The organism is Microbacterium sp. 22179 (assembly GCF_052045715.1).
Taxonomy (GTDB): Bacteria; Actinomycetota; Actinomycetes; order Actinomycetales; family Microbacteriaceae; genus Microbacterium; species Microbacterium galbinum.
In genome coordinates, this window is the sequence record NZ_JBQEPJ010000004.1 from 364,504 (window position 1) to 387,222 (window position 22,719).

At 69.9% G+C, this 22,719-nt stretch carries 19 protein-coding genes; 11 read left to right on the top strand and 8 right to left on the bottom strand.

Annotation, left to right across the window (positions count from 1 at the left end; translation table 11 throughout):
* Window positions 1-57 precede the first annotated feature (57 nt).
* From ACTJKK_RS11710 to ACTJKK_RS11740, 7 genes are all read left to right on the top strand, one after another.
* Entirely contained in the window at window positions 58-2,964 is a 2,907-nt protein-coding gene (locus ACTJKK_RS11710) for a helix-turn-helix transcriptional regulator (protein ID WP_440748116.1), read from the top strand.
* A 234-nt stretch (window positions 2,965-3,198) separates the two neighbouring features.
* The gene (locus tag ACTJKK_RS11715) at window positions 3,199-3,402 is read left to right on the top strand and encodes a cold-shock protein (protein WP_247623732.1); all 204 of its coding nucleotides are present in this window, start codon (window positions 3,199-3,201) and stop codon (window positions 3,400-3,402) included.
* A gap of 267 nt (window positions 3,403-3,669) precedes the next feature.
* Complete coding sequence (locus ACTJKK_RS11720; RefSeq protein ID WP_440748117.1) at window positions 3,670-4,698, top strand: iron-siderophore ABC transporter substrate-binding protein; 1,029 nt, start codon at window positions 3,670-3,672, stop codon at window positions 4,696-4,698.
* 33 nt (window positions 4,699-4,731) lie between these two features.
* Window positions 4,732-5,775, top strand: a complete 1,044-nt coding sequence (locus ACTJKK_RS11725; protein WP_247623730.1) for a FecCD family ABC transporter permease — start codon at window positions 4,732-4,734, stop codon at window positions 5,773-5,775.
* 104 nt (window positions 5,776-5,879) lie between these two features.
* Window positions 5,880-6,890 (top strand): FecCD family ABC transporter permease, encoded by a 1,011-nt coding sequence (locus ACTJKK_RS11730; protein ID WP_440748139.1) that lies wholly within the window; start codon window positions 5,880-5,882, stop codon window positions 6,888-6,890.
* A complete protein-coding gene (locus ACTJKK_RS11735; protein WP_247623728.1) occupies window positions 6,887-7,687 on the top strand; it encodes an ABC transporter ATP-binding protein in 801 nt (266 codons plus the stop codon). The genes ACTJKK_RS11730 and ACTJKK_RS11735 overlap by 4 nt, the downstream gene beginning before the upstream one ends.
* Window positions 7,677-8,636, top strand: a complete 960-nt coding sequence (locus ACTJKK_RS11740; RefSeq protein WP_440748118.1) for a siderophore-interacting protein — start codon at window positions 7,677-7,679, stop codon at window positions 8,634-8,636. Before ACTJKK_RS11735 ends, ACTJKK_RS11740 begins: the two co-directional genes overlap by 11 nt.
* A gap of 166 nt (window positions 8,637-8,802) precedes the next feature.
* Here ACTJKK_RS11740 and ACTJKK_RS11745 read toward each other — a convergent pair whose 3' ends face one another.
* A complete protein-coding gene (locus ACTJKK_RS11745) occupies window positions 8,803-9,645 on the bottom strand; it encodes an alpha/beta fold hydrolase (RefSeq protein ID WP_440748119.1) in 843 nt (280 codons plus the stop codon).
* A 93-nt stretch (window positions 9,646-9,738) separates the two neighbouring features.
* Between ACTJKK_RS11745 and ACTJKK_RS11750 the strand changes: the two genes are divergently transcribed.
* The 3 genes from ACTJKK_RS11750 (at window position 9,739) to ACTJKK_RS11760 (ending at window position 11,503) form a co-directional block, all read left to right on the top strand.
* Window positions 9,739-10,302 carry a TetR/AcrR family transcriptional regulator gene (locus tag ACTJKK_RS11750; protein WP_440748120.1) on the top strand — a complete coding sequence of 188 codons (564 nt, stop codon included), beginning with the start codon at window positions 9,739-9,741 and terminating at the stop codon, window positions 10,300-10,302.
* A 117-nt stretch (window positions 10,303-10,419) separates the two neighbouring features.
* Window positions 10,420-11,205: a tryptophan-rich sensory protein gene (locus ACTJKK_RS11755; RefSeq protein WP_440748121.1), complete on the top strand. Its 786-nt coding sequence runs from the start codon at window positions 10,420-10,422 to the stop codon at window positions 11,203-11,205.
* Window positions 11,206-11,230: 25 nt separating this feature from the next.
* Window positions 11,231-11,503, top strand: a complete 273-nt coding sequence (locus ACTJKK_RS11760) for a DUF1905 domain-containing protein (RefSeq protein WP_247623723.1) — start codon at window positions 11,231-11,233, stop codon at window positions 11,501-11,503.
* A gap of 6 nt (window positions 11,504-11,509) precedes the next feature.
* On the opposite strand, the gene ACTJKK_RS11765 is transcribed toward ACTJKK_RS11760, so the two are convergent.
* The 7 genes from ACTJKK_RS11765 to ACTJKK_RS11795 all read right to left on the bottom strand — a co-directional run bounded on the left by ACTJKK_RS11765 (window position 11,510) and on the right by ACTJKK_RS11795 (window position 20,991).
* Window positions 11,510-12,181, bottom strand: coding sequence for a response regulator (locus tag ACTJKK_RS11765; RefSeq protein WP_282185384.1), 672 nt, complete (start codon window positions 12,179-12,181; stop codon window positions 11,510-11,512).
* A complete protein-coding gene (locus tag ACTJKK_RS11770) occupies window positions 12,178-14,688 on the bottom strand; it encodes an ATP-binding protein (RefSeq protein ID WP_440748122.1) in 2,511 nt (836 codons plus the stop codon). Before ACTJKK_RS11770 ends, ACTJKK_RS11765 begins: the two co-directional genes overlap by 4 nt.
* Complete coding sequence (gene kdpC / locus ACTJKK_RS11775) at window positions 14,685-15,287, bottom strand: potassium-transporting ATPase subunit KdpC (RefSeq protein ID WP_440748123.1); 603 nt, start codon at window positions 15,285-15,287, stop codon at window positions 14,685-14,687. Before kdpC ends, ACTJKK_RS11770 begins: the two co-directional genes overlap by 4 nt.
* Before the next feature lie 104 nt (window positions 15,288-15,391).
* The gene (kdpB, locus tag ACTJKK_RS11780) at window positions 15,392-17,575 is read right to left on the bottom strand and encodes a potassium-transporting ATPase subunit KdpB (protein ID WP_440748124.1); all 2,184 of its coding nucleotides are present in this window, start codon (window positions 17,573-17,575) and stop codon (window positions 15,392-15,394) included.
* A 2-nt stretch (window positions 17,576-17,577) separates the two neighbouring features.
* Window positions 17,578-19,257 carry a potassium-transporting ATPase subunit KdpA gene (gene kdpA, locus ACTJKK_RS11785; RefSeq protein WP_440748125.1) on the bottom strand — a complete coding sequence of 560 codons (1,680 nt, stop codon included), beginning with the start codon at window positions 19,255-19,257 and terminating at the stop codon, window positions 17,578-17,580.
* Window positions 19,257-19,346 carry a potassium-transporting ATPase subunit F gene (locus tag ACTJKK_RS11790; protein ID WP_247623718.1) on the bottom strand — a complete coding sequence of 30 codons (90 nt, stop codon included), beginning with the start codon at window positions 19,344-19,346 and terminating at the stop codon, window positions 19,257-19,259. Before ACTJKK_RS11790 ends, kdpA begins: the two co-directional genes overlap by 1 nt.
* A 187-nt stretch (window positions 19,347-19,533) precedes the next feature.
* Entirely contained in the window at window positions 19,534-20,991 is a 1,458-nt protein-coding gene (locus ACTJKK_RS11795; RefSeq protein WP_440748126.1) for an amidase, read from the bottom strand.
* Between the two features lie 117 nt (window positions 20,992-21,108).
* Here ACTJKK_RS11795 and ACTJKK_RS11800 point away from each other — a divergent pair, with 117 nt between their 5' ends.
* Complete coding sequence (locus tag ACTJKK_RS11800; protein ID WP_440748127.1) at window positions 21,109-22,704, top strand: peptide ABC transporter substrate-binding protein; 1,596 nt, start codon at window positions 21,109-21,111, stop codon at window positions 22,702-22,704.
* The last annotated feature ends 15 nt before the right edge of the window (window positions 22,705-22,719 follow it).

The window sequence follows — 22,719 nt, forward strand, 5'->3', positions numbered from 1 at the left end:
GGCGTCGGCGATCGGGCGAGCCCGGCGGATGTCGGAGGGGAGTGGCACGATGAAGGCATGTCCTCCTTCGCGCCGAGTTCCGCGATGGTCGGGCGCGAAGCCGAGATCGGCCTCGTGCGCCGGCTCTTCGAGGGTGCGGCCGAGGGCGTCCCGGTCGGTGTGCTGGTCGACGGCGAAGCCGGTATCGGCAAGTCGCGGCTGCTGCGCGAGTTCGCGACCGAGGTCTCGACGCGCGCCGACGTGCACGTGGGCTGGTGCCTCGATCTCGGAGCGGCCCGCACCGCCTACGGGCCCCTCACGGCGATCCTGCGCTCGATCGTGGGGCACCTGGGCGCCGAACGCGTGCGCGAGGCCGTCGGCGTCGGTGCCGAGGCCCTCGGCATGCTGCTGCCCGAACTCGTCGACGAGCCCGCCGACCGGGCGCGCACGAGCCCCGACCGCCTGCGCGACGCGATCGCCACGCTCATCGAGACCGCGGCCGAGGCGGCCCCGCAGGTGCTCGTGATCGAAGACCTGCACTGGGCCGACGAGTCGACGCTCGCGCTCCTCTCCTTCCTGCTGCGCACCCTCGCGCGGGGGCGGGTGCTCCTGCTGCTCAGCTGCCGCAGCGACGACGTGCGCCGGGGCGATGCCGTGAGCCGGTTCATCGTCGAGGCGACGCGGTCCCGCCTGATCGAACGGGTGACTCTGCCGCGGCTCGACGGCGACGCCGTGCGCGCCCTGGCCGAGCAGCTCACCGGCCGCTCGGTCTCCGACGGCGCTCTCGCCCGCATGCAGGAGCGCGCCGAGGGAGTGCCGTTCTTCGTCGAGGAGATCGCCGACTGCACGACGGGTCCGCTGCCCGACGGTCTGCGCGACGTGCTCCTCACCCGCTTCGATCGCCTCGGCGACGACGCGCAGCGGGTGGTGCAGGTCGCCTCGGGAGCCGAGCGCCCTCTCTCGCACCCACTGCTGTCGACGCTGGCGGGGCTGCCCGAGGATCGGCTCGACGAGGCGATCCGTGAGGCGGCGCGCGGCGGCATCCTGGTGATCGATTCCGACCTCTACCGGTTCCGGCATGCGCTGCTGCGCGAGGCCGTGCACGACGACCTCCTGCCCGGCGAGCGGTCTCGGCTGCACCGCGCCTACGCCGAGGCGCTCGAGGCCCAGCGCGACGGAACCGACGGTGTCGACACCGCCTCGCTCGCACATCACTGGCATCTCGCGCAGGACGAACCGCGGGCGCTCATCGCCTCGATCGACGCGATGCGCGATGCGAAGGGGCGCTTCGCGTTCGCGGCCGCCGCGCGCTTCGGCGAGCTCGCGCTCGAGATCTGGCCGAGCGTGCCCGACGCCGCGACCGTCGCCGGGCTCTCCCACGTCGACCTGTTGCAGACGCTCGGATCGGTGCTCCGCAACGCCGGTGACGGCGAACGCGCACTCGCCGTGATCAGCTCCGCACTCGACGAGATCGACCCCGAGACCGTCGCGCCGCGGCTCCATGCCCGTCTGCTGCGCGACAAGGCCCAGTACCTCGCCAACCTCGGCCGTCCCGGGGCGATCCCGCTCACCGAGCAGGCACTCGACCTCGCGGCGCGGGTCGGCGACGACGCGCTGCACGCCACTGTTCTCAACCAGCTCGCCAGCCGCTACATGGTCGCCGGGCGACTGCACGATGCGCTCCGCGTCGCCGACGAGGCCGAGCGGATCGCGAGCCGTGCGGGCGACCGCGATCAGATGTCGATCGCGGCGAACGTGCACGGTGTCTCACTCGCACACCTCGGTGACATCACGGGCGGCATCACGGAGTTCGACCGCGCGCGCGACCTCGCCCGCAGCTCCAACGCCGACCTGCGCTACCGCGTCAACTACTCCGACGCCCTCACCCTGCTCGGTCGCTACGGCGAGGCGGTGCTCATCGCCGAAGAAGGCCTCGCCCTCGCGCGATCGCTCGGTGTCGGTCGCAGCTCGGGGTCGATCATGATGCAGAACATGTCGGTCGCGCTGTTCGAACGCGGCGAGATCGAGCGGGTCGACGAGATGATGTCGCGCGATCACCGACAGGGAGCGCTGCGGGTCTTCCGCATGTACTCGAGCATGACGCGGGTTCGGGCCCTCGCCTGGCGCGGGCGGTCGACCGAGGCCGCCGACATGCTGCGCGAGTGGCGCCCGGCCTTCGTCGAGACCGGGCAGACCGAGCGGCAGATCTGGTACGACCTCATCACGATGACCGTCGCCGTGGCCGAGAGCGCGGGCGACCTGCGCGGTGCGCTCGCCGAGATCGTCGTGATGCTCGACGACGACGGCCCCGTACTGCTGCACCAGAGGCGGCTGCTGCTGCAGGCGGCGGCGATCATCGCCGAGCTGCGCGCCGAGGGCGACGACACCGCTGCGGTGTCGGAACGGGTGGCGGATGCCTGGGCGGCGCAGCCCGCTCAGCTGCTCGCAGACTCGTGGTCGCCGATCGTCGAAGCGCTGCTGTCGCCGTCCGACCCCGCGTTGCAGCGAGCGATCGACGTGGCCGAGGGAGACGACGTGCCCGTCGTGTTCCGCGTGATCACCCGGCTCGAGCGAGCGCGACTGCTGCTGCGCACGGGCGACCGCACGGCGGCGGGGACGCTGCTGGCCGAAGCCGCGACGATCGCGCGGACCCTCGGCCACGCCCGCCTCACGACCACGGTCACGACCTTCGCGCACGCGGCGGGGCTCTCGCTCGATCCGGTACGCGGTGACAGCGCGGCGACGGCATCCGCTCCCGATCCCGACGCGCTCACCGCCCGCGAACGGCAGGTGCTCGACCTCCTGGCCGAGGGGCTGAGCAACCGCCAGATCGGCGAGCAGCTCTTCATCAGCGTCAAGACGGTGAGCGTTCACGTTTCGGCCGTGCTGCGCAAGCTCGGCGTCAGCACCCGTACCGAGGCGGCCATCGCGGCGGGTGCGCGCCTGCCCGCCCAGGTGAACTCCCGACCGGGCGTGATACGGTGACCTTGCTCCTCCTTCCGGGGGATCGTTCATCACCGGCCCGCGAATCTCCACGAGACGTGTGCGGCCCTCTACACGGATCCGACTTCTGCGCCGATCGGTTCGGCACGGATTCCGAAAAACCTTCAACTCACGCCTCCTCGCCGGAGAGCGTCACCCTGTACCCATCGGATGCTCCGGTGCGGTGCTGCGGCCGTGTACAACAGCGGCCACATCAAAAAAGAAAGAAGAAAACACATGGCCACTGGCACTGTGAAATGGTTCAACGCGGAAAAGGGCTTCGGCTTCATCGCTCCCGATGACGGCACCGACGACCTGTTCGCCCACTACTCGGCGATCACCGGAAGCGGCTTCAAGGAGCTGCGCGAGAACCAGAAGGTCGAATTCGACGCTGAGCGCGGCCCCAAGGGCATGCAGGCTGCGAACATTCGCCCCCTCTGATCCCTCGTGATCGTATGAGGCCGGTCGGCTCCTTCGGGAGCCGGCCGGCTTCTTCGTTTCCGGGGTGAGGCCCTTCGTCTCGCTCCGCTCGCTCAGGAACCGGATCAAGCTCCGCTCGCTCAGGAACCAGCTCGGGGACCACTGGAATACGGGTAACGATGCGGCCATCCGAATTGAGGTTCGCCTTACTTCGGGTTACATTAGGTCAGCCTTACCAAACCGGCGCGACTCTGCGCCTCACCCCTCCTCAACCCGAAGGGATCTGCTGTGCGCACTTCTCGTCTCCTCGCCGTCGGTGCCGCCGCGGCACTCGCGCTGAGCCTCACGGCCTGCGCGACGTCCGCCTCCGAGAGCGGTTCGGATGCCGGCGCCAACCCGGCCTCCGACGACGCCTTCCCCGTGACGATCGAGCACGTCTACGGCGAGACCACGATCGAGTCCAAGCCCGAGCGCGTGGCGACGGTCGCCTGGGCGAACCACGAGGTGCCGCTGGCGCTCGGCATCGTGCCGGTCGGTTTCAGCAAGGCCAGCTGGGGCGACGACGACGACAACGGCATCCTGCCCTGGGTCGAGGAGAAGCTCGACGAGCTCGGCGGCGAAGAGCCGGTGCTCTTCGACGAGGCCGACGGCATCGACTACGAGGCCGTCGCCGACACGAACCCCGACGTGATCCTCGCCTCGTACTCCGGCCTGACTCAGGAGGAGTACGACACCCTCTCCAAGATCGCTCCGGTCGTCGCCTACCCCGAGATCGCCTGGGGCACCCCGGTCGACGAGATGATCGAGATGAACTCGAAGGCCCTCGGCCTCGAGGAGGAGGGTCAGGCCCTCATCGACGACCTCCACGCCGACGCCGATGCAGCGCTCGAGGAGAACAGCGTCCTCAAGGACAAGAAGGTGCTCTTCGCCTTCTTCGACCCGACCGACCTGAGCCAGATCGGGTACTACACGGCCGTCGACACGCGCCCCGGCTACCTGCACGACGACCTCGGCATGCCGTTCCCGTCGATCGTCGAGGAGTCCGCCGACAGCAAGGAGTTCTACCTCTCGGTGAGCGCCGAGGATGCCGCGAAGTTCGACGACGTCGACGTGATCGCGACCTACGGTGACGAGTCGCTCATCGCGACCCTGCAGGCCGACCCGCTGCTGTCGAAGATCCCGGCCATCGCCGAGGGACGCATCGCGATCCTCCCCGACGCCACCCCGATCGCGGCATCCGCCAACCCGTCGCCGCTGTCGATCCCGTGGGGTCTCAGCGACTACCTCGCCCTGCTGGCCGCGCCGCTCGCTCAGTAATCGATCAGTCCGCTCGCGCGGAGTGACACCTCAGTGACCGCCACCACCACCATCGCACCGGGCGCCGCAGACCTGCGGCGCCCGGTGCTGGTGCGCACGCTCTGGCTTCTCGCCGGAGTCGCACTCCTGCTGGTCCTCAGCATCCTGTCGGTGTCGTTCGGCGTGCGCGCCGTGTCGTTCGACGACATCGTCGCGGCGTTCAGCGGCCACAGCGACACGATCGAGCAGGCGGCCATCGTCAAGCGCATCCCGCGCACGGTGCTCGCTCTGCTCGTCGGCGCCGCGCTCGCTCTCTCGGGTGCCACCATGCAGGCCGTCACCCGCAACCCGATCGCCGACCCCGGCATCCTGGGCGTCTCGAACGGCGCATCGCTCGCCGTCGTGATCGGCATCGCCTTCTTCGGACTGGCCAACCCCTACGGGCAGATGGCCTTCGCGATCGTCGGTGCCGCTGCCGCGGCGACCTTCGTCTACACGGTCGGGTCGCTCGGCCGCGGCGGTGCGACCCCCCTCAAACTCGCCCTGGCGGGCGCCGCCACCTCGGCCGCGTTCGCCTCGCTCATCAGCGCCATCATGCTGCCCCGCGTCGATCTGCTGCAGACGTTCCAGTCGTGGCAGGTCGGTGGCGTCGGCGGCGCCGAGTGGCCCCGCATCGCTCTCACCGCCCCGGTGCTCCTCGTCGGTGCTCTCATCTGCTTCGCCAGCTCGCGTGGCATGAACTCGCTCGCGCTGGGCGACGACATGGCCAAGGGGCTGGGCGAGCATGTCTTCCGCACCCGGATGCTGTCGGCCCTGGGCGCGGTCATCCTCGCCGGTGCCGCCACGGCCATCGCCGGACCGATCGGATTCGTCGGCCTCGTCATCCCCCACGTCTGCCGCATGCTGATCGGCACCGACCACCGCTGGCTGCTGCCGTTCTCGGCGGTCGCCGGTGCCGCGCTGCTGACCGCGAGCGACATCGTCGGCCGTGTGATCTCGCCGTCGTCCGAAGAGATCCAGGTCGGCATCATCACCGCGATCATCGGCGCCCCGTTCTTCATCTGGATCGTCCGCCGTCAGAAGGTGCGTGAGCTGTGACCACGACCGACCGCACGAACTCCTCGGGAAGCACCGGTCCCGCCGGTGGCACCGAACACACGCTCGACCGCCCGGAGCAGACGGCATCCGCCCGCGTCGCCGCCATCGTCGCGGGGCGCCGTGCGCGCCACCGCCGCCACGCCAGCGCGACGATCGTGCTCGGCATCCTCGTCTTCGCGCTGTTCGCCGTCGCGCTCATGGTCGGCAACACGTTCTACACGCCCGACGAGGTCATCCGCGTGATCCTCGGCGAGACCGTGCCCGGGGCCTCGTTCACGGTCGGCGACCTGCGTCTGCCGCGCGCGGTGCTCGCGATCCTCACCGGTTTCGGATTCGGCATCGCCGGCGTGAGCTTCCAGACCCTGCTGCGCAACCCGCTCGCCTCGCCCGACGTCATCGGCATCTCGGCGGGGGCGGGCGCGGCGGCCGTGTTCGGCATCATCGTGCTGTCGCTCAACGGCCCGGTCGTCTCGGTCTTCGCGCTGGCGGGAGCCGTGCTCACCGCGCTCGTGATCTACCTGCTCTCGATCAAGGGCGGCTTCGCGGGCACCCGGCTCATCCTGATCGGCATCGGCGTCGCGGCCATGCTGCAGAGCCTCATCTCGTACATGCTGTCGCGCGCCGCGAACTGGGACATCCAGACCGCGATGCAGTGGCTCACCGGCAGCCTCAACAACGCCTCGTGGGAGCGGGTGCTGCCGATGGCGATCGCCGCGGCCGTGATCGTTCCGCTGATGCTGTCGCAGGGGCGGGCGCTGGGCGCCCTGCAGCTCGGTGACGACTCGGCGTCCGGCCTCGGCATCCGCGTGAACGTCACCCGCCTGCTGTTCATCCTCGGAGCCGTCACCCTGCTCGCCTTCGCCACCGCCGCGACGGGGCCGATCGCCTTCGTCGCGTTCATGGCCGGTCCGATCGCTGCACGCATCACCGGCCCCGGCGCGAACCTGCTGCTGCCCAGCGCCTTCGTCGGCGCCGTGCTCGTGCTCGGCAGCGACCTGATCGCCCAGTTCCTGCTCGGCACCCGCTACCCGGTCGGCGTCGTCACCGGCGTGCTCGGCGCTCCGTATCTGATCTACCTGCTCATCCGCACCAACCGCTCGGGAGGATCGCTGTGACCGTCTCGCACAGCCTGTCGGCCGAAGGGGTCACCCTCTCCTACGGTGACCGAACCATCATCGACGGCCTCGACCTCACGGTCGCGCCCGGCAAGATCACGACGATCGTCGGGGCGAACGGATGCGGCAAGTCGACGCTCCTGCGCTCGCTGGCGCGCCTGCTCTCGCCGGCCGCCGGCCAGATCGTGCTCGACGGCAAGTCCGTGCACGCGCGACCGACCAAGGAGGTCGCGCGCATCCTGGGTCTGCTGCCGCAGTCGCCGGTCGCCCCCGAGGGGATCGCCGTCGCCGACCTCGTCGGGCGCGGGCGGCATCCGCATCAGAAGACGCTCGCCCGCTGGAGCGCCCACGACTACGAGGTCGTCGCCGATGCGCTCGACGCCACCGGGGTGACCGAGCTCGCCGACCGCAGCGTCGACGAACTGTCGGGCGGACAGCGCCAGCGCGTGTGGATCGCGATGGCACTCGCGCAGGAGACCGACATCCTGCTGCTCGACGAGCCCACCACGTTCCTCGATGTCGCCCACCAGGTCGAGGTGCTCGACCTGCTCACCGACCTCAGCGTCGCCCGCGGCACCACGATCGTGATGGTGCTGCACGACCTGAACCTCGCCGCTCGCTACGCCGACGAGCTCGTGGCGATGAAGGAGGGGCGCGTGCACGCGATCGGCGCCCCGGCCGAGGTCGTCACCGCCGAGCTCGTCGAAGAGGTCTTCGGCCTCGCCAATCAGATCACCATCGACCCGGTCTCCGGCAAGCCGATGGTCACACCCATCGGGAGGCACCATGTCCGCTGAGACCACCACCACCGAGAAGCCGGCGTACATCCTCGCCCGTGCCGAGGTGCGCCGGGTCGAACGCGTCTCGCCCAACTTCGTGCGGGTGACCTTCGGCGGCGCGGACCTCGACGAGTTCGGCACGCCGGGCGGGGTGTTCGACGCCCGCATCAAGCTGATCTTCCCGCCGGCATCCGGCATCCTGCCCCCGCTGGAGCGCGACACCCCCGACTGGTGGGCGTCGTTCCTGGCCGTGCCCGAAGACGAGCGCGGAACCATGCGCACGTACTCGATCCGCGACCTGCGGGTCGATCCGGCCTCGGGCGACACCGAGGTCGACATCGACTTCGTGCTGCACCTCGCGCCCGGCCTCACCGGTCCCGCATCGCGCTGGGCGAGCGCGGCCGAAGCTGGCCAGGAGCTCATCATCATCGGACCGCGTCGCGGCGTGATCGCGGGCGGCGGCACCGAGTACCGACCCGGCGATGCGCCCTCGGTCGTGCTGGTGGGCGACGAGACCGCGGCCCCCGCGATCGCGCGCATCCTCGAAGACGCCCCGCGCGACCTGCGCGGCACGGCGTTCATCGAGGTACCGTCGGCGGCCGACGAGCTCGCGATCGACGCTCCCGCCGGGGTCGAGGTGCACTGGCTGGCGCGCGATGCCGACCAGGCCCACGGGCTCCGGGTCATCCCGGCGGTGCTCGCGCACCTCGGAGACGCGGATGCCTCGGACGAGATCGCGGTGAAGGACATCGAGAGCGACGACCTGTTGTGGGAGACGCCGGCGTACTCGGGGCTCGGCGAGGAGATCGCGGCATCCGACGCCCCCGGCGATCGGTACTTCTGGATCGCCGGCGAGAGCGGTGTGGTCACGACCCTCCGCCGTCACCTCGTCAAGGATCTCGGCATCGACCGCGGCCAGGTGGCGTTCATGGGCTACTGGCGCCGCGGCGTCGCCATGCGCGGCTGAGTTCGCGAGGCCGCCCCGCCTCCCCGCCTCGAAAGCGCGCCGACCGGTGCGAAATGTCGGAAATGGCGGCCCAGAACCGACGTTTCGCACCGATCGATGCAGAAGTCCCGCCACCCGGATGGGTGGCGGGACTTTCGCTGCGCCGGACGGATGCCGTGCGGCGGGGTTACTTCGCGAGGAAGTCCTTCAGCGCCGCGTTGACCTCGTCGGCGTGGGTCCAGAGGAGGCCGTGCGGGGCACCCTCGACCTCGACGTACTCGGCCGCGGGAACCGCCTGGTGGAAGCGGCGGGCGGTGGCGTCGATCGGGAGGATGTTGTCCTTCGTGCCGTGCAGGATCAGCGTGGGCTTCGCGGCGGCGGCCACGGCCTCGACGTCGGCGCGGAAGTCCTCGATCCACGACAAGACGACGGCGTAGGCGGCGACGGGGGCGCTGCCGATCGCGACGTTCCAGCTACCGGTGACGGCCTCCTGGCTGATGCGCGATCCGAGGTTCTCGTCGAGGTTGTAGAAGTCGTTGTAGAACTGCGTGAACCAGGCGAAGCGGTCACCCTTGGCAGCGGCCTCGATGCCGTCGAAGACGTCCTGCGGCACACCCTCGGGGTTGTCGTCGCGCTGCACGAGGAAGGGCTCGAGCGAGGCGAGGAAGGCGAGCTTCGCGACGCGGTCGGAGCCGTAGCGGCTGACGTAGCGGGCGAGCTCTCCGGTGCCCATCGAGAAGCCGACGAGCACGACGTCGCGCAGGTCGAGGGTCTCGAGCACGGTGTTGAGGTCGGCGGCGAACGTGTCGTAGTCGTAGCCGACGTTGACCTTCGACGATCCGCCGAAGCCGCGGCGGTCGTACGTGATGACGCGGTAGCCCTGGGCGAGGAGTTCGCGGGTCTGGCGCTCCCAGCTGTGGCCGTCGAGCGGGTAGCCGTGGATCAGGACGACGGGCTGACCCGAACCCTGGTCTTCGTAGTAGAGCTCGATCGGGGTGCTGTTCTCGTTCCCGACGGTGATGTAACCCATGATCCTGATCCTTTCGGTTCGGTGAGAACGATCGTTCTCGCTGATGTGATCAATCTAGAGAACGATCGTTCTCATGTCAAGTAGACTTCTCGCATGACCGAAGACGAGGCACGCGAACGCATCCTCTCCGCCGCCGAGGAGCTCTACTACCGCAAGGGATACGCGGCCGTCGGCATGGACGAGCTGCGCCAGTCCGCCGGCGTGTCGCTGCGCCGCCTCTACGGTCTCTTCCCCGCGAAGAACGACATCGTCGCGGCGGTGCTCGAGCGCAAGCACGGCGAGTGGGAGTCTGGCCTGACGGCCGCCGTGACGGATGCCGGGGGCGACCCCCGCGCCCGCCTGCTCGCCGTCTACGGGTACCTCGAGGACTGGTTCTGCACCGATGACTTCCGCGGCTGCGCGTTCATCAACGCGTTCGGCGAGCTCGGCGGCACGAGTCCCGAGGTCGCCGAGATCGTGCGCTCGCACAAGGCCTCGTTCCAGGAGTACATGTCGGGCCTGGTCGCGAGCACGGGTGCCTCGCCCCTGCTGGCCGCGCAGCTGTCGATCCTCGCCGAGGGTGCGCAGAGCACGGCGGCCATCTCGGGCGACGCGGCGGTCGCGGCTCAGGCGCGGGGTGCCGCCGAGGTGCTGATCGACGCGGCGGTTGCGGCCTGACTCGGCCGATTCTCGAAGCTCAGCGCGGCCGGCCCAATTCGCTAGCCAGGCTAGACAATTGCCAGGCGAGAGTCAAGGCCCCTGCGGCGGCGCCGACCCCTCGGTATCGTCCGGGGCATGGAGTCACAGACGAAGGGCATCGCCCGACAGAGCCTGATCATCGCCGCGGCATCCTTCATGCTCATCGCGGCCGCCGTCGGCGCCGGAGCGTTCGGCGGAGCATCCGTCGACGATCTGCAGGACGGCGCGCTCTCGGCGCAGGGGTCGTACCTCGCGCCCGCCGGCCCCGCGTTCTCGATCTGGTCGCTGATCTACATCGGTCTGCTCTCGTACACGGTGTGGCAGGCGCTGCCCGCGCAACGGGCGGATGCTCGGCAACAGGCCGTCGGCGGATGGATCGCCGCCTCGATGGTGCTGAACGGTCTCTGGTTGGTGACCGCGCGGTTCCTGACGCTGTGGCTCACGGTGATCGTGATCGCGCTGCTGGTGGCGGTGCTCGCCCGGGTGATCGTGCTCCTCGGGCGGTTCCCCGCGAAGAACCTCGCCGACCGCATCCTCACCGACGGCGCCAACGGCCTGCACTTCGGCTGGGTCACGATCGCGACGGTGGCGAACACCGCGGCGTGGTTCACCCAGATCGCCCCGGCGGACTGGGCGGATCAGGCGGACGTCTGGGCCGTCGCGGTGCTCGTGGTGGTGGCGGTCATCGGTGTCGCGGCGGCACTCGTGACCGGCCGCATCGCCCCGGCGCTCGCGACGGCGTGGGGCCTCGTCTGGCTCGCCGTCGGACGCTTCACCGACGCCCCGGAGAGCGTGCCGACCGGCATCGCGGCCCTCGTGGTCGCCGTCGTGCTCGTGCTCGCCGGCGTGATCGGGGTCGTGCGGGGGCGGGCGGCTCGCTGAGACATCACTTCGGTATCGTGTGCGCATGGCCACCGAGAAGAAGACATTCACCACGGCGATCGGCGTCGACGTCAAGGGCGAGACGTGGAGTTGCGTCGAGATCCCGGATTCGGCCGAGTTCTTCGGCACGGGGAAGACCGTCAGGGTCGATGCCGTGGTCGACGACCTCATCCTGGAGAACGTCGGTGCGATGGTCACGGGAACCGGCGGTCACATGGTCTCGCTGAGCGCGAAGGTTCGCAAGGCACTCGGCAAGGACATCGGCGACGAGGTTCAGGTGACCGTCACCCCGCGATAACGCGGCTCAGACGACGAGGCGGTAGCCCATCCCCGACTCGGTCAGCAGGTGCACGGGCGCGCTGGGCTCCTGCTCGAGCTTCTTGCGCAGCTGCGACATGTACAGCCGCAGGTAGCCGGAGTCGGAGACCTGCTCGCTGCCCCAGATCTCCTTCAGCAGGTCCTGGCGGGTGACGAGGGCTCCCGGATGCCGCGACAGATGCTCGAGCATCCGCCACTCCGTCGGGGTGAGGTGCACGCGCGATCCGCCGCGCGTGACGGTCTTGGTCGCGAGGTCGACGACCACGTCGCCGAACGCCACGGTCGACTCGCCGCCGGCCGGAACCGCGCGCCGTGATAGCGCCCGCAGGCGGGCGAGGAGCTCGTCGACCTGGAACGGCTTGGTGACGAAGTCGTCGGCCCCGGCATCCAGCGCCTCGACCTTGTCGGCCGAGCCCGTGCGTCCCGAGACGACGATGATGGGAACGTTCGTCCAGCCGCGCAGGGCCTGGATCACCTCGATGCCGTCGAGCCGCGGCATGCCGAGGTCGAGCATGATGAGGTCGGGGTGGGTCTGGGCGGCGGCGGCGACCGCGGCGGCACCGTCGGCCGCGACGACCACCTCGTATCCGTGCGCGGCGAGCGTGATGCGCAGCGCGCGCACCATCTGCGGATCGTCGTCGGCGATGAGGAGCTTCACTCCGTGTCCTCCGTGTCGGCGCCGGCCAGCGGCAGTGAGATGACCATCGTGAGGCCGCCCCCGGGGGTGTCCTCGGGAGTCAGGCTACCGCCCATGCCCTCGGCGAAACCGCGCGACAGGGCGAGTCCGAGACCCAGGCCGGTCGTGTTGTCGGTGTCGCCGAAGCGCTGGAACGGCTGGAAGATGCTGTCGCGCCGCTCCACCGGCACGCCCTCGCCGCGGTCGATGATGCGGATCTCGGCCCGCTCGCCCAGGGCGCTCGTCGACACGAGCACGCGGGTTCCGGCGGGGGAGTGGCGGTGCGCGTTCGCGAGCACGTTCACGATCACGCGCTGCAGCAGCACCGGGTCGGCCTGCAGGGCGGGGAGAGCCGGATCCAGGGCGAGCTCGACGTCGGCCGGCCCGAGACCGAGTTCGTCGACCGCGGCGAGGATGGGGCCGGTGGCATCGAGGCGCGTCGACGAGACCGCGAGCACGCCCGCTTCGACCCGGCTGACGTCGAGCAGGTCGGTGACGAGGGTCGAGAGGGTCGCGAGACTCTCGTCGGCCGTGGCGAGCAGCTCGGCACGGTCGTCGGGCGAGAGGTCGTGGGCTCCGCGCAGTCCGCCGATCGCCGCGACCGCCGAGGCGAGCGGGCGGCGCAGATCGTGGCTGAGCGCCGAGAGCAGGGCGCTGCGCACCTGGTCGGTCTCGGCCAGTGCGGCGGCCTCCTTCGCCGTCTCGCGCAGCCCGGTGTGCTCGATCGCGGCCGAGAGCTGCGCCACGATCGCGTCGAGCAGGCGCCGGGCCGGGGCGTCCAGCGCATCGCCGCTGAGTTCGAGCACGGCGTGCGACGCGCCGACCTCGAGCGTCGTGGTGCGACCGTCGGCGAGCGGCTCGCCGTCGCTGGCCAGCACCTCGCCCTCGGCCGTGAGCAGTCGCACGCCGCTCAGCCCGAACGCCTCGCGCGTGCGGCTGACGAGCGCCAGCACGGCGTTGTCCCCGCGCAGCACGTTGCCGGCGACGGCTGCGAGCAGTTCGGCCTCGGCGGTCGCTCGCTTGGCGGTGCGGGCACGGCGGGCGGCCTGGTCGACGATGATGCTCACGAGGATCGCGATCACGACGTAGAGCGCGAGGGCGAGCACGTGCAGGGGGTGCGCGACGGTGATAGTGAACAGCGGCGCGACGAAGAGGAAGTCGAGGGTGATGCCCGACAGCACGGCCGCGAACACGGCGGGACGGATGCCGCCGATCAGGGCCACCACGACCACGAGCAGTTGATACGCGAGCACCTCGGAGGTGATCGACTCGGGGCTGCGGAATGCGAACATGATCCACGACAGCAGCGGCCCGAAGGCGAGCGCGACCGCGAAGCCGAGCAGTTGCCGTCGCCAGCCGAGTGCCCCGCCGGTGATCCGGGGGAGGGCGATGCGTCCACCGGCGGCGGCGTGCGTGACGATGTGCACGTCGATGTCGCCCGAGCGGCGGATGACCTCGGAGCCGATGCCCGGTCCGGTCAGTGCCGCCATCAGCCGTCCGCGCCGGCTCACGCCGATGACGAGCTGCGTCGCATCCGCTCCCTGCGCGAATTCGACGAGGGCGCCGGGGATGTCGTCGCCGATGATCTGGTGGAAGCTGCCGCCGAGCGATTCGACCAGCGTGCGCTGCGCCGCGAGGGCGCCGGGGGTCTCGTCGCGCAGGCCGTCCTGCGTGGAGATGTGCACCGCGAGCAGTTCGCCGCCCGCCGAACGCGCGGCGATGCGGGCACCGCGACGCAGCAGGGTCTCGCCCTCCGGGCCCCCGGTCAACGCCACGACCACGCGCTCGCGCGCCTGCCAGGTGCCCTCGATGCCCTGCTCGGCGCGGTAGCTGCGCAGGGCGCTGTCGACCTCGTCGGCGAGCCACAGCAGGGCCAGTTCGCGCAGCGCCGTGAGGTTGCCCAGCCGGAAGTAGTTCGAGAGAGCGGCGTCGATGCGCTCGGCCGGGTACACCAGACCCGCCGAGAGGCGGTCGCGGAGGGTCTGCGGGGCCAGGTCGACGACCTCGATCTCGTCCGCGGCCCGCACCACGGCATCCGGGATCGTCTCCTGCTGCGCGATGCCGGTGATCTTCTCGACCACCGCGTTGAGCGACTCGATGTGCTGCACGTTCACGGTCGTGACGACGTCGATCCCGGCATCCCGGATCGCCTCGACGTCCTGCCAGCGTTTCGGATGCCGCGAACCCGGAACGTTCGTGTGCGCGAGCTCGTCGACCAGGGCGATCTCGGGCCGGCGGGCGATCACGGCGTCGACGTCGAGCTCGGTGAGCGCGATGCCCCGGTGCTCGGTGGTGCGCCGCGGCACCTCGGGCAGACCGATCGTCTGGGCGAGGGTCGCGGCACGGCCGTGGGTCTCGACGACCGCGATCACGACATCGCGGCCGTCGTCGAGCAGGCGTCGCCCCTCGGCGAGCATCTCGAAGGTCTTGCCGACGCCGGGGGCCGCGCCGAGGAGAACGCGGAGACGGCCCCGCCGCTCTCGTGTCATTCGCCCTCCCGCTCATCGAGCGCGAGATTGAGTTCGGCGACGTTGATGCGCTCTTCGCCGAGGAATCCCAGATCCCGCCCTTGAATCCTAGACTCCACGAGCTGGCGGACCGTGCCTTCGTCGAGGTCGCGCGCTGCCGCCACGCGCGGCACCTGCAACAGGGCGTACGCGACGCTGATGTGCGGGTCGAGTCCCGAGCCGGATGCCGTCACCGCATCGGCCGGCACCTCGGCGGGGCTGACGCCCTCGCGCTCGGCGATGGTGGCTGTGCGCTCCTCGATCGCGGCGATCAGGTCGGCGTTCTCGGGGCCGAGGTTGCTGCCGCTGGAGGCCGCGCCGTCGTAGCCGTCACCGGCAGCGGAGGGGCGGGACTGGAAGTACTCGGGGAGGGCGTCGCCGTCGGCATCCGTAAAGGACTGGCCGATCAGCGCGCTCCCCTTGTCGTCGGCGAGGGGTGAGCCGTTCGTCTGCGCGGGCAGGATCAGCTGGCCGATGCCGGTGACGACGAGCGTGTAACCGACGCCGAGCACGAGGGTGAGGACGAGCATCGCGCGGACGGCGACGCCCGCGGTGCGGACGGTGGTGCGGGTGGACGACATGAGGGGCCTTTCAGAGAGTCTTGTGGTGGCCCTTCGTCTCGCTCCGCTCGCTCAGGAACCGGTTCCTGAGCGAGGAGCGGAGCGACGAGACGAAGGGCGGACGGCTAGAAGCCGGGGAGGAGGCTGACGACGAGGTCGATCAGCTTGATGCCGATGAACGGGGCGATCACGCCGCCGAGCCCGTAGACGAGCAGGTTGCGCTGCAGGATCTGCGAGGCGCTCGCCGGGCGGTACTTCACCCCGCGCAGCGCCAGCGGGATCAGGAACACGATCACGATCGCGTTGAAGATGATGGCGCTGGTCACGGCGGATGCCGGGGAGTGCAGCTGCATGACGTTGAGCACCGCGAGGCCGGGGAAGATGCCCATGAACATCGCCGGGATGATGGCGAAGTACTTGGCGATGTCGTTCGCGAGCGAGAACGTGGTGAGCGCGCCGCGCGTGATGAGCAGCTGCTTGCCGATGCGCACGATGTCGATCAGCTTGGTCGGGTCGGAGTCGAGGTCGACCATGTTGCCGGCCTCCTTCGCCGCCGACGTGCCGGTGTTCATCGCCACGCCGACGTCGGCCTGCGCGAGTGCCGGTGCGTCGTTCGTGCCGTCGCCGGTCATCGCGACGAGACGCCCGCCCTCCTGCTCGCGCCGGATGAGGGCGAGCTTGTCTTCGGGGGTCGCCTCGGCGAGGAAGTCGTCGACGCCGGCCTCGGCGGCGATCGCCTTCGCGGTGAGCGGGTTGTCGCCCGTGATCATGACGGTGCGGATGCCCATGCTGCGCAGCTCGTCGAACCGCTCGCGCAGGCCGTCCTTGACGATGTCCTTCAGGTGCACGACGCCGAGGATCTCCGCCTTGCCGGCCCCTGGTCCTGTCGACGGGTCCTTCACCGCGACGACGAGGGGCGTGCCGCCGCTGGAGGCGACGGCATCCGTCAGCTCGTCCAGGAGCTGGGTCCCTGAGCCTGTCGAAGGGTCCCCACTCAGCCACGCCCGCACCGCGGAGCCGGCGCCCTTGCGGATCTGCGTGCCGTCGGCGAGGTCGAGGCCGCTCATGCGCGTCTGCGCCGTGAACGGCACGACGACGGCATCCGTCTGCTCGTCGATGCGGATGCCGCGGCTCGCCGCCAGATCGACGATCGACGCGCCCTCGGGCGTGGGGTCGGCGAGCGAGGCGAGAGCGGCGACGCGCAGCAGCTCGTCGGCGTCGACGCCGGGCAGCGGCAGCACCTCGTGGGCGCGGCGGTTGCCGTAGGTGATCGTTCCGGTCTTGTCGAGGAGGAGCGTGGTGACGTCTCCGGCGGCTTCGACCGCGCGGCCCGACATCGCGAGCACGTTGCGCTGCACGAGGCGGTCCATTCCGGCGATGCCGATGGCCGAGAGCAGCGCGCCGATCGTTGTCGGGATGAGGCACACGAGCAGAGCGATGAGTACCGGGATGCTGACCGGCGACGCCGCGTACGACGCGATCGGGTTGAGGGCGAGCACGACGATCACGAACACGATCGACAGGCTCGCGAGCAGGATGTTCAGCGCGATCTCGTTGGGAGTGCGCTGACGGCTCGCGCCCTCGACGAGTGCGATCATGCGGTCGACGAACGTCTCGCCCGGCTGGGAGGTGATGCGCACGACGATCCGGTCGGACAGCACGCGCGTACCGCCGGTGACGGCGCTGCGATCGCCGCCCGACTCGCGGATCACCGGGGCGCTCTCGCCCGTGATCGCCGACTCGTCGACGGTCGCGATGCCCGCGACGATGTCGCCGTCGCCCGGGATGAGCTCGCCCGCCTCGACGATCACGAGGTCGTCGCGCTGCAGTTCGGCCGACGAGACGCTCTCGGTCGCCGTCTCCGCGTCGAGAAGCTGGGTCCCTGAGCCTGTCGAAGGGTCCCACCCCGCGACCACCCGTCGCGCCATGGTGCTCGTGCGAGTCTTGCGCAGGCTCGCGGCCTGCGCCTTGCCGCGGCCCTCGGCGACCGACTCGGCGACGTTCGCGAAGAGCACGGTGAGCCACAGCCACACGGCGATCCCGGCGGTGAACGGCGCGGGCACGGGGGTGCCGCCCGACTCTCCGGGGCCGCCGAGGAACGGCTCGACGATCGCGAGCACGGTTGTGAACGCGGCGCCGACCCAGACGATCAGCATCACGGGGTTGCGTACGAGGGCGGCGGGATTGAGCTTGCGCAGCGCACCGGGCAGGGCGGCGGCGAGCTGCGGCCAGCCGAACGTGCGCGGCTTCTTTTCGGCGGACGGGGCGGATGCCGCGGCATCCGCTTCTCGAGTGGTGATGAGTGTCATGGTCAGACGAGTCCTTCGGCGAGCGGGCCCAGGGTGAGCACCGGGAAGTAGGTGAGCGCGGTGACGATGACCGTCACGGCGAGGAGCAGGCCGACGAACTGCGGCCGGTGGGTGGGCAGGGTGCCGACGGTCTCGGGCACCTTCTCCTGCGCGGCGAAGGAGCCTGCCAGCGCGAGCACGAGCACGATCGGCAGGAAGCGCCCGAGCAGCATCGCCACGCCGAGTGCGGTGTTGAACCACGGGGTGTTGGCGGTGAGGCCGGCGAACGCCGAGCCGTTGTTGTTCGACGCCGAGGTGAAGGCGTAGAGCACCTCGCTCATGCCGTGCACGCCGGGGTTCAGGATGCTGGTGGCCTCGACGTCCGCCCGGATGCCGGGGATCGCGAAGCTCAGCGCCGTGCCGAGGAGCACGAGGGTCGGCGTGACGAGAATGTACAGGCTCGCGAGCTTGATCTCCTTCGGGCCGATGCGCTTGCCGAGGTATTCGGGCGTGCGGCCCACGAGCAGCCCGCCGACGAAGACGGCGAGGATCGCGAGGACGAGCATTCCGTAGAGACCCGATCCGACGCCACCGGGGGCGACCTCGCCGAGCATCATGTTGAGCATCGGCATCATGCCGCCGAGCGCCGTGTACGAGTCGTGCATCGAGTTGACCGCACCGGTGGAGGTGAGGGTGCTCGCGCTGCCGAACAGGGTCGAGCCCAGGATGCCGAAGCGCACCTCCTTGCCCTCCATCGCGGCTCCGGCGAGTTCGGGGGCGGTGCCGCGGCCGGCGAGTTCGAGAGCCGAGAGCGCGAACGTCGAGACGAGGAAGATCGTGCCCATCACGGCGGCGATCGCGTAGCCCTGGCGGTGGTCGCCCACCATGCGGCCGAACGTGCGGGGGAGCGCGAACGGGATCGCGAGGATCAGCAGGATCTGCAGCAGGTTGGTGAACCCGGTGGGGTTCTCGAAGGGGTGCGCGGAGTTGGCGTTGAAGAAGCCTCCGCCGTTCGTGCCGAGCAGCTTGATGGCCTCCTGCGAGGCGACGGGTCCGCCCGGAATCGTCTGCGGGTTCCCCGCGACCGTGGTGATGTCGGTGAAGCCGGCGAAGTTCTGCACGACACCGCCCGCGAGCAGGGCGAGCGCCGCGAGGATCGAGATCGGCAGCAGCAGGCGTCCGAGTCCGCGGATGAGGTCGACCCAGAAGTTGCCGATCGTGGTCGAGCCGCGGCGGGCGATGCCGCGGATCAGCGCGACCGCGACCGCGAGGCCCACCGCCGCCGACACGAAGTTCTGCACCGTGAGGCCCGCGAGCTGCACGGTGTAGCCCATGGTCTGCTCGGGCGAGTACGACTGCCAGTTGGTGTTGGCCACGAACGACGCCGCGGTGTTGAACGCGAGGCCCTCGGGCACGGCGGGCAGGCCGAGCGACTCGGGCAGGAACGCCTGCAGCCGCTGCAGTCCGTAGACGAGCAGCAGACCCACGACCGAGAACGCCAGCACACTGCGGGCGTAGGCCCGCCAGGTCTGCTCGGATGCCGGGTCGACGCCGATCACGCGGTACACGCCGCGCTCGACGCGGGCGTCGCGCGGGCTCGTGAAGACGTGCGCGATGTAGTCGCCGAGCGGGCGGTAGAGCAGCACGAGGGCGACGATGAGGACGGCGGCCTGCAGCACGCCGAACCAGATCTCGGCGCCCATCAGATGCGCTCCGCCGCGACGAGGGCGATCACGAGGTAGACGACGGCCGCGGCGGCGAGGGCCGCGGCGATGATCTCGAAGACGATCACAGCTTCTCCACCCCCTTCGCGGCGAACGAGACGAGGGCGAACAGCGCGAGAGTCAGCGCGAGGTAGAGGATGTCGAGCACGTCACCGATACAACTCCGCTCGCGCAGGTCTTCACCGGTTCCTCACGGTTCCCCTACGTGCCTCGCGCGGATGCATGCGGTTTGCTGACGGCATCCGCTCGGGGTGCTCAGAGCACGGGACGCCGGCGATGATGACCGGTGAGCTCCTCGAACGCCTGCGCGGCGAGCAGCAGGTCGACGTCGCGACCGGGTGCCGCCACCAGCTGCACCCCGACCGGCAGTCCGTCGGGGGTGAAGCCCGCCGGCACCGACACCGCCGGGCAGCCGGTCGCCGAGATGATCGTCGAGGCGCGCATCCACTCGAGGTAGTTCTCGAGCCGCATGCCGCCGGCCTCACGGGGGAACTCGAGCCGGGCGTCGAACGGGGCGACCTGTGCCGAGGTCAGCACGAGCAGATCGTGCGTCGTGAAATACGACTCGACCGCGGAGGCCAGACGGCATCGCGCCTCGTCGGCGGAGAGCAGATCGTCGACCGTGAGGGCGAGGCCGAGTTCGGTGTTCCAGACGACGGCGTCCTTGATCTCGTCGCGATGCTCGCGCACCAGCGTGCGGTAGTCGGCGGCGAAGTCGTACGCCCGGGTCACGCGGAAGACCTCGTCGGCATCGCGCAGGTCGGGGATGACGTCGTCGACCTGCGCGCCGGCGCTCGCGAAGACGCCCACGGTGGAGCGGACGACCGCGTCTACCTCGGGGTCGACGGGGAGGAGTCCGTCGAGGTCGCTCGAGAAACCGATGCGGAGCCCCGCCAGGCCGGCACCCGCGACATGGCGCTCGGGGTGGGTGAACTCCGGACGCTCGAAGACCGATCCGGACTCGGGTATCGACAGCGGCGCCCCCGCCGCCGGGCCGCTGGCAACCGACATCAGGAGTGCGATATCGCCGACGGTCCGCGCCATGAATCCGGGCTGGGCGAGCCACTCCCAGGGGTTCGCGGGCAGCGCATGCGGGATGCGCCCGTTGGTCGGGCGCATCCCGACGATGTTGGTGAACGAGCCGGGTGTCCGCAGCGACCCTCCCATGTCGGATCCGTCTCCGGATGCCTGGATGCCGGCGGCGATCGCGGCTGCGGCTCCTCCCGACGATCCACCCGCCGAGCGGGTCGTGTCCCACGGGTTGACCGTTGTGCCGAAGACCTCGTTGAACGTGTGCGAGCCGGCCGTGAACTCCGGCACGTTGGACTTCCCGCTGGTGATCACTCCGGCAGCCCGCATTCGCCGGATGATCAGGGCGTCCTGGATCGGCACGTTGTCGAGGAGCAGTGCCGAGCCTCGGGTGGTCGGCAGTCCGGCCACGTCGGTGGACTCCTTGTGCGTCATCGGCACACCGTGCAGGGCGCCGAGGGGCTCTCCTGCCGCCCTGCGGGCATCCGCGCGCTCTGCGCGATCGGCGGCGCGATCGTCATCCCGGGTGACGATCGCGTTGAGCGCCGGATTCACGGCATCCCTTCGGGCGAGATGGTCGGCGAGCGCCTCGCGCGCCGAGATCTCGCCCGAGGCGATGCGCGCAGCCAGCTCACGCGTGCTCAGCCAGGTCAGTTCCGATTCGTAGGCGACGTGCGAGCTCACGAGCGCTCCTCATGTTTCGTGGAAGTATCGCTTCTGTTCCGGCTTTCGAACATACTGTACGTTTAGAAAATCGTAAACGTAAGGTGAACGGACCCCCACTACTCGAGGAGGAGTTTTATGAAAGGTCTGTGGAAAGCCGCAATCGCGACGACAGCGGTGTTCGCCGTCGCACTCACGGGATGCTCGAGCGGTGGATCGGATGACACCGCCGATTCCTCGCGCGAACTCGTCATCGGATCCGCCGATCCGGTGCCCGATCTCACCCCCGGCCGCCAGAGCAACGTCTACGGCCTCATGATGTCGATCTTCAGCCCGCTCACGTTCATCGATGCCGGCGGCGAGCTCAGCTATGTCGCCGCCGAGTCGGTCGAGAGCGACGACAAGACGACCTGGACGATCACACTTCGCGATGGCTGGACGTTCCACGACGGCACGCCGGTCACCGCTCAGGACTACGTCGACAGCTGGAACGCGGTCGCTCTCGGGACGAACGCGTTCGCGAACTCGGGTCAGCTCGCGTCCATCGAGGGCTACGCAGACCTCAATCCCGCCGAGGGCGAGCCGATCGCCGACAGCATGTCGGGTCTCGAAGTGGTCGACGATCACGTCTTCACGGTGTCGCTGAGCCAGCCCGACAGCCAGTTCCCCGTGCAGCTGTCTCAGGCTCAGACGGCCTTCTACCCGATGCCTCAGAGCGCCTTCGACGATCTGGCGGCGTACGGGAAGAAGCCGATCGGCAACGGTCCGCTCGCGCTCACGACCGAATGGGTCGAGGGTGAACCGCTCGTCGCTGAACGCTTCGACGACTACGAGGGCACGGAGCCGACGGTCGACAAGATCACCTGGGTGCCCTACAGCGATCGTCTGACGGCGTACACCGATGCGCTCGCGGGCAATCTCGACCTCACGGCGCTCCCGGCCACCCGGTCTCTTCAGGTGTCCGGCGACTTCGACGAGGAGAACATCTACAGCTTCTCGGCCCCCGGGATGAACTACCTCGGCATCCCTTACTGGGACGAGCGCTACTCCGACGTCCGCGTGCGCCAGGCGATCTCGATGGCGATCGATCGAGAGGCCATCAACGAGGCGATCTACGGCGGGCTCAACACGCCGGCCACGGCCTGGACACCGGCGGTCATGCCGGGCAACCCCGACGGCGTGTGCGGCGAGTACTGTGAGTACGACCCGGATGCCGCCGCTGCGCTGCTCGAGGAGGCCGGCGGATTCGAGGGCGAACTCACGATCCATTTCCCCGGTGGGGCAGGTCACGAGGACCTCTTCAACGCGATCGCGAATTCCCTGCGGCAGAACCTCGGTATCGAAGCCGTCGCGCGGCCCTCGGTCGGATGGGCGGAGTTCGGCGAGGCCAGGAACACCCAGGCGCTCGACGGGCCCTTCTTCTCCCGTTGGGGCGCCCTCTACCCGAGCCAGCAGTCGACCCTGCGGGCGATGTTCTCGAGCGCTCCGGTGTGCAAGAACTGCGGTGGCGCTCTCGATCCCGAGGTGGATGCCGCGCTGAAGCAGGCGGATCTGACCGGCGGCGAGGACGGCACGGCGTATGCGCAGGTGCAGGAGCTCCTCGCCGAGGACTTCCCGATCGTGCCGCTGTTCGACGAGTCGTACAACTACGTCACGTCCGATCGCGTTCAGAAGGTGACCGCGTCGGGCGTGGGCGAGCCCATTCTCACCGCGATCGTCCTCGCCGACGACTGAATCACCGGGCCCCGC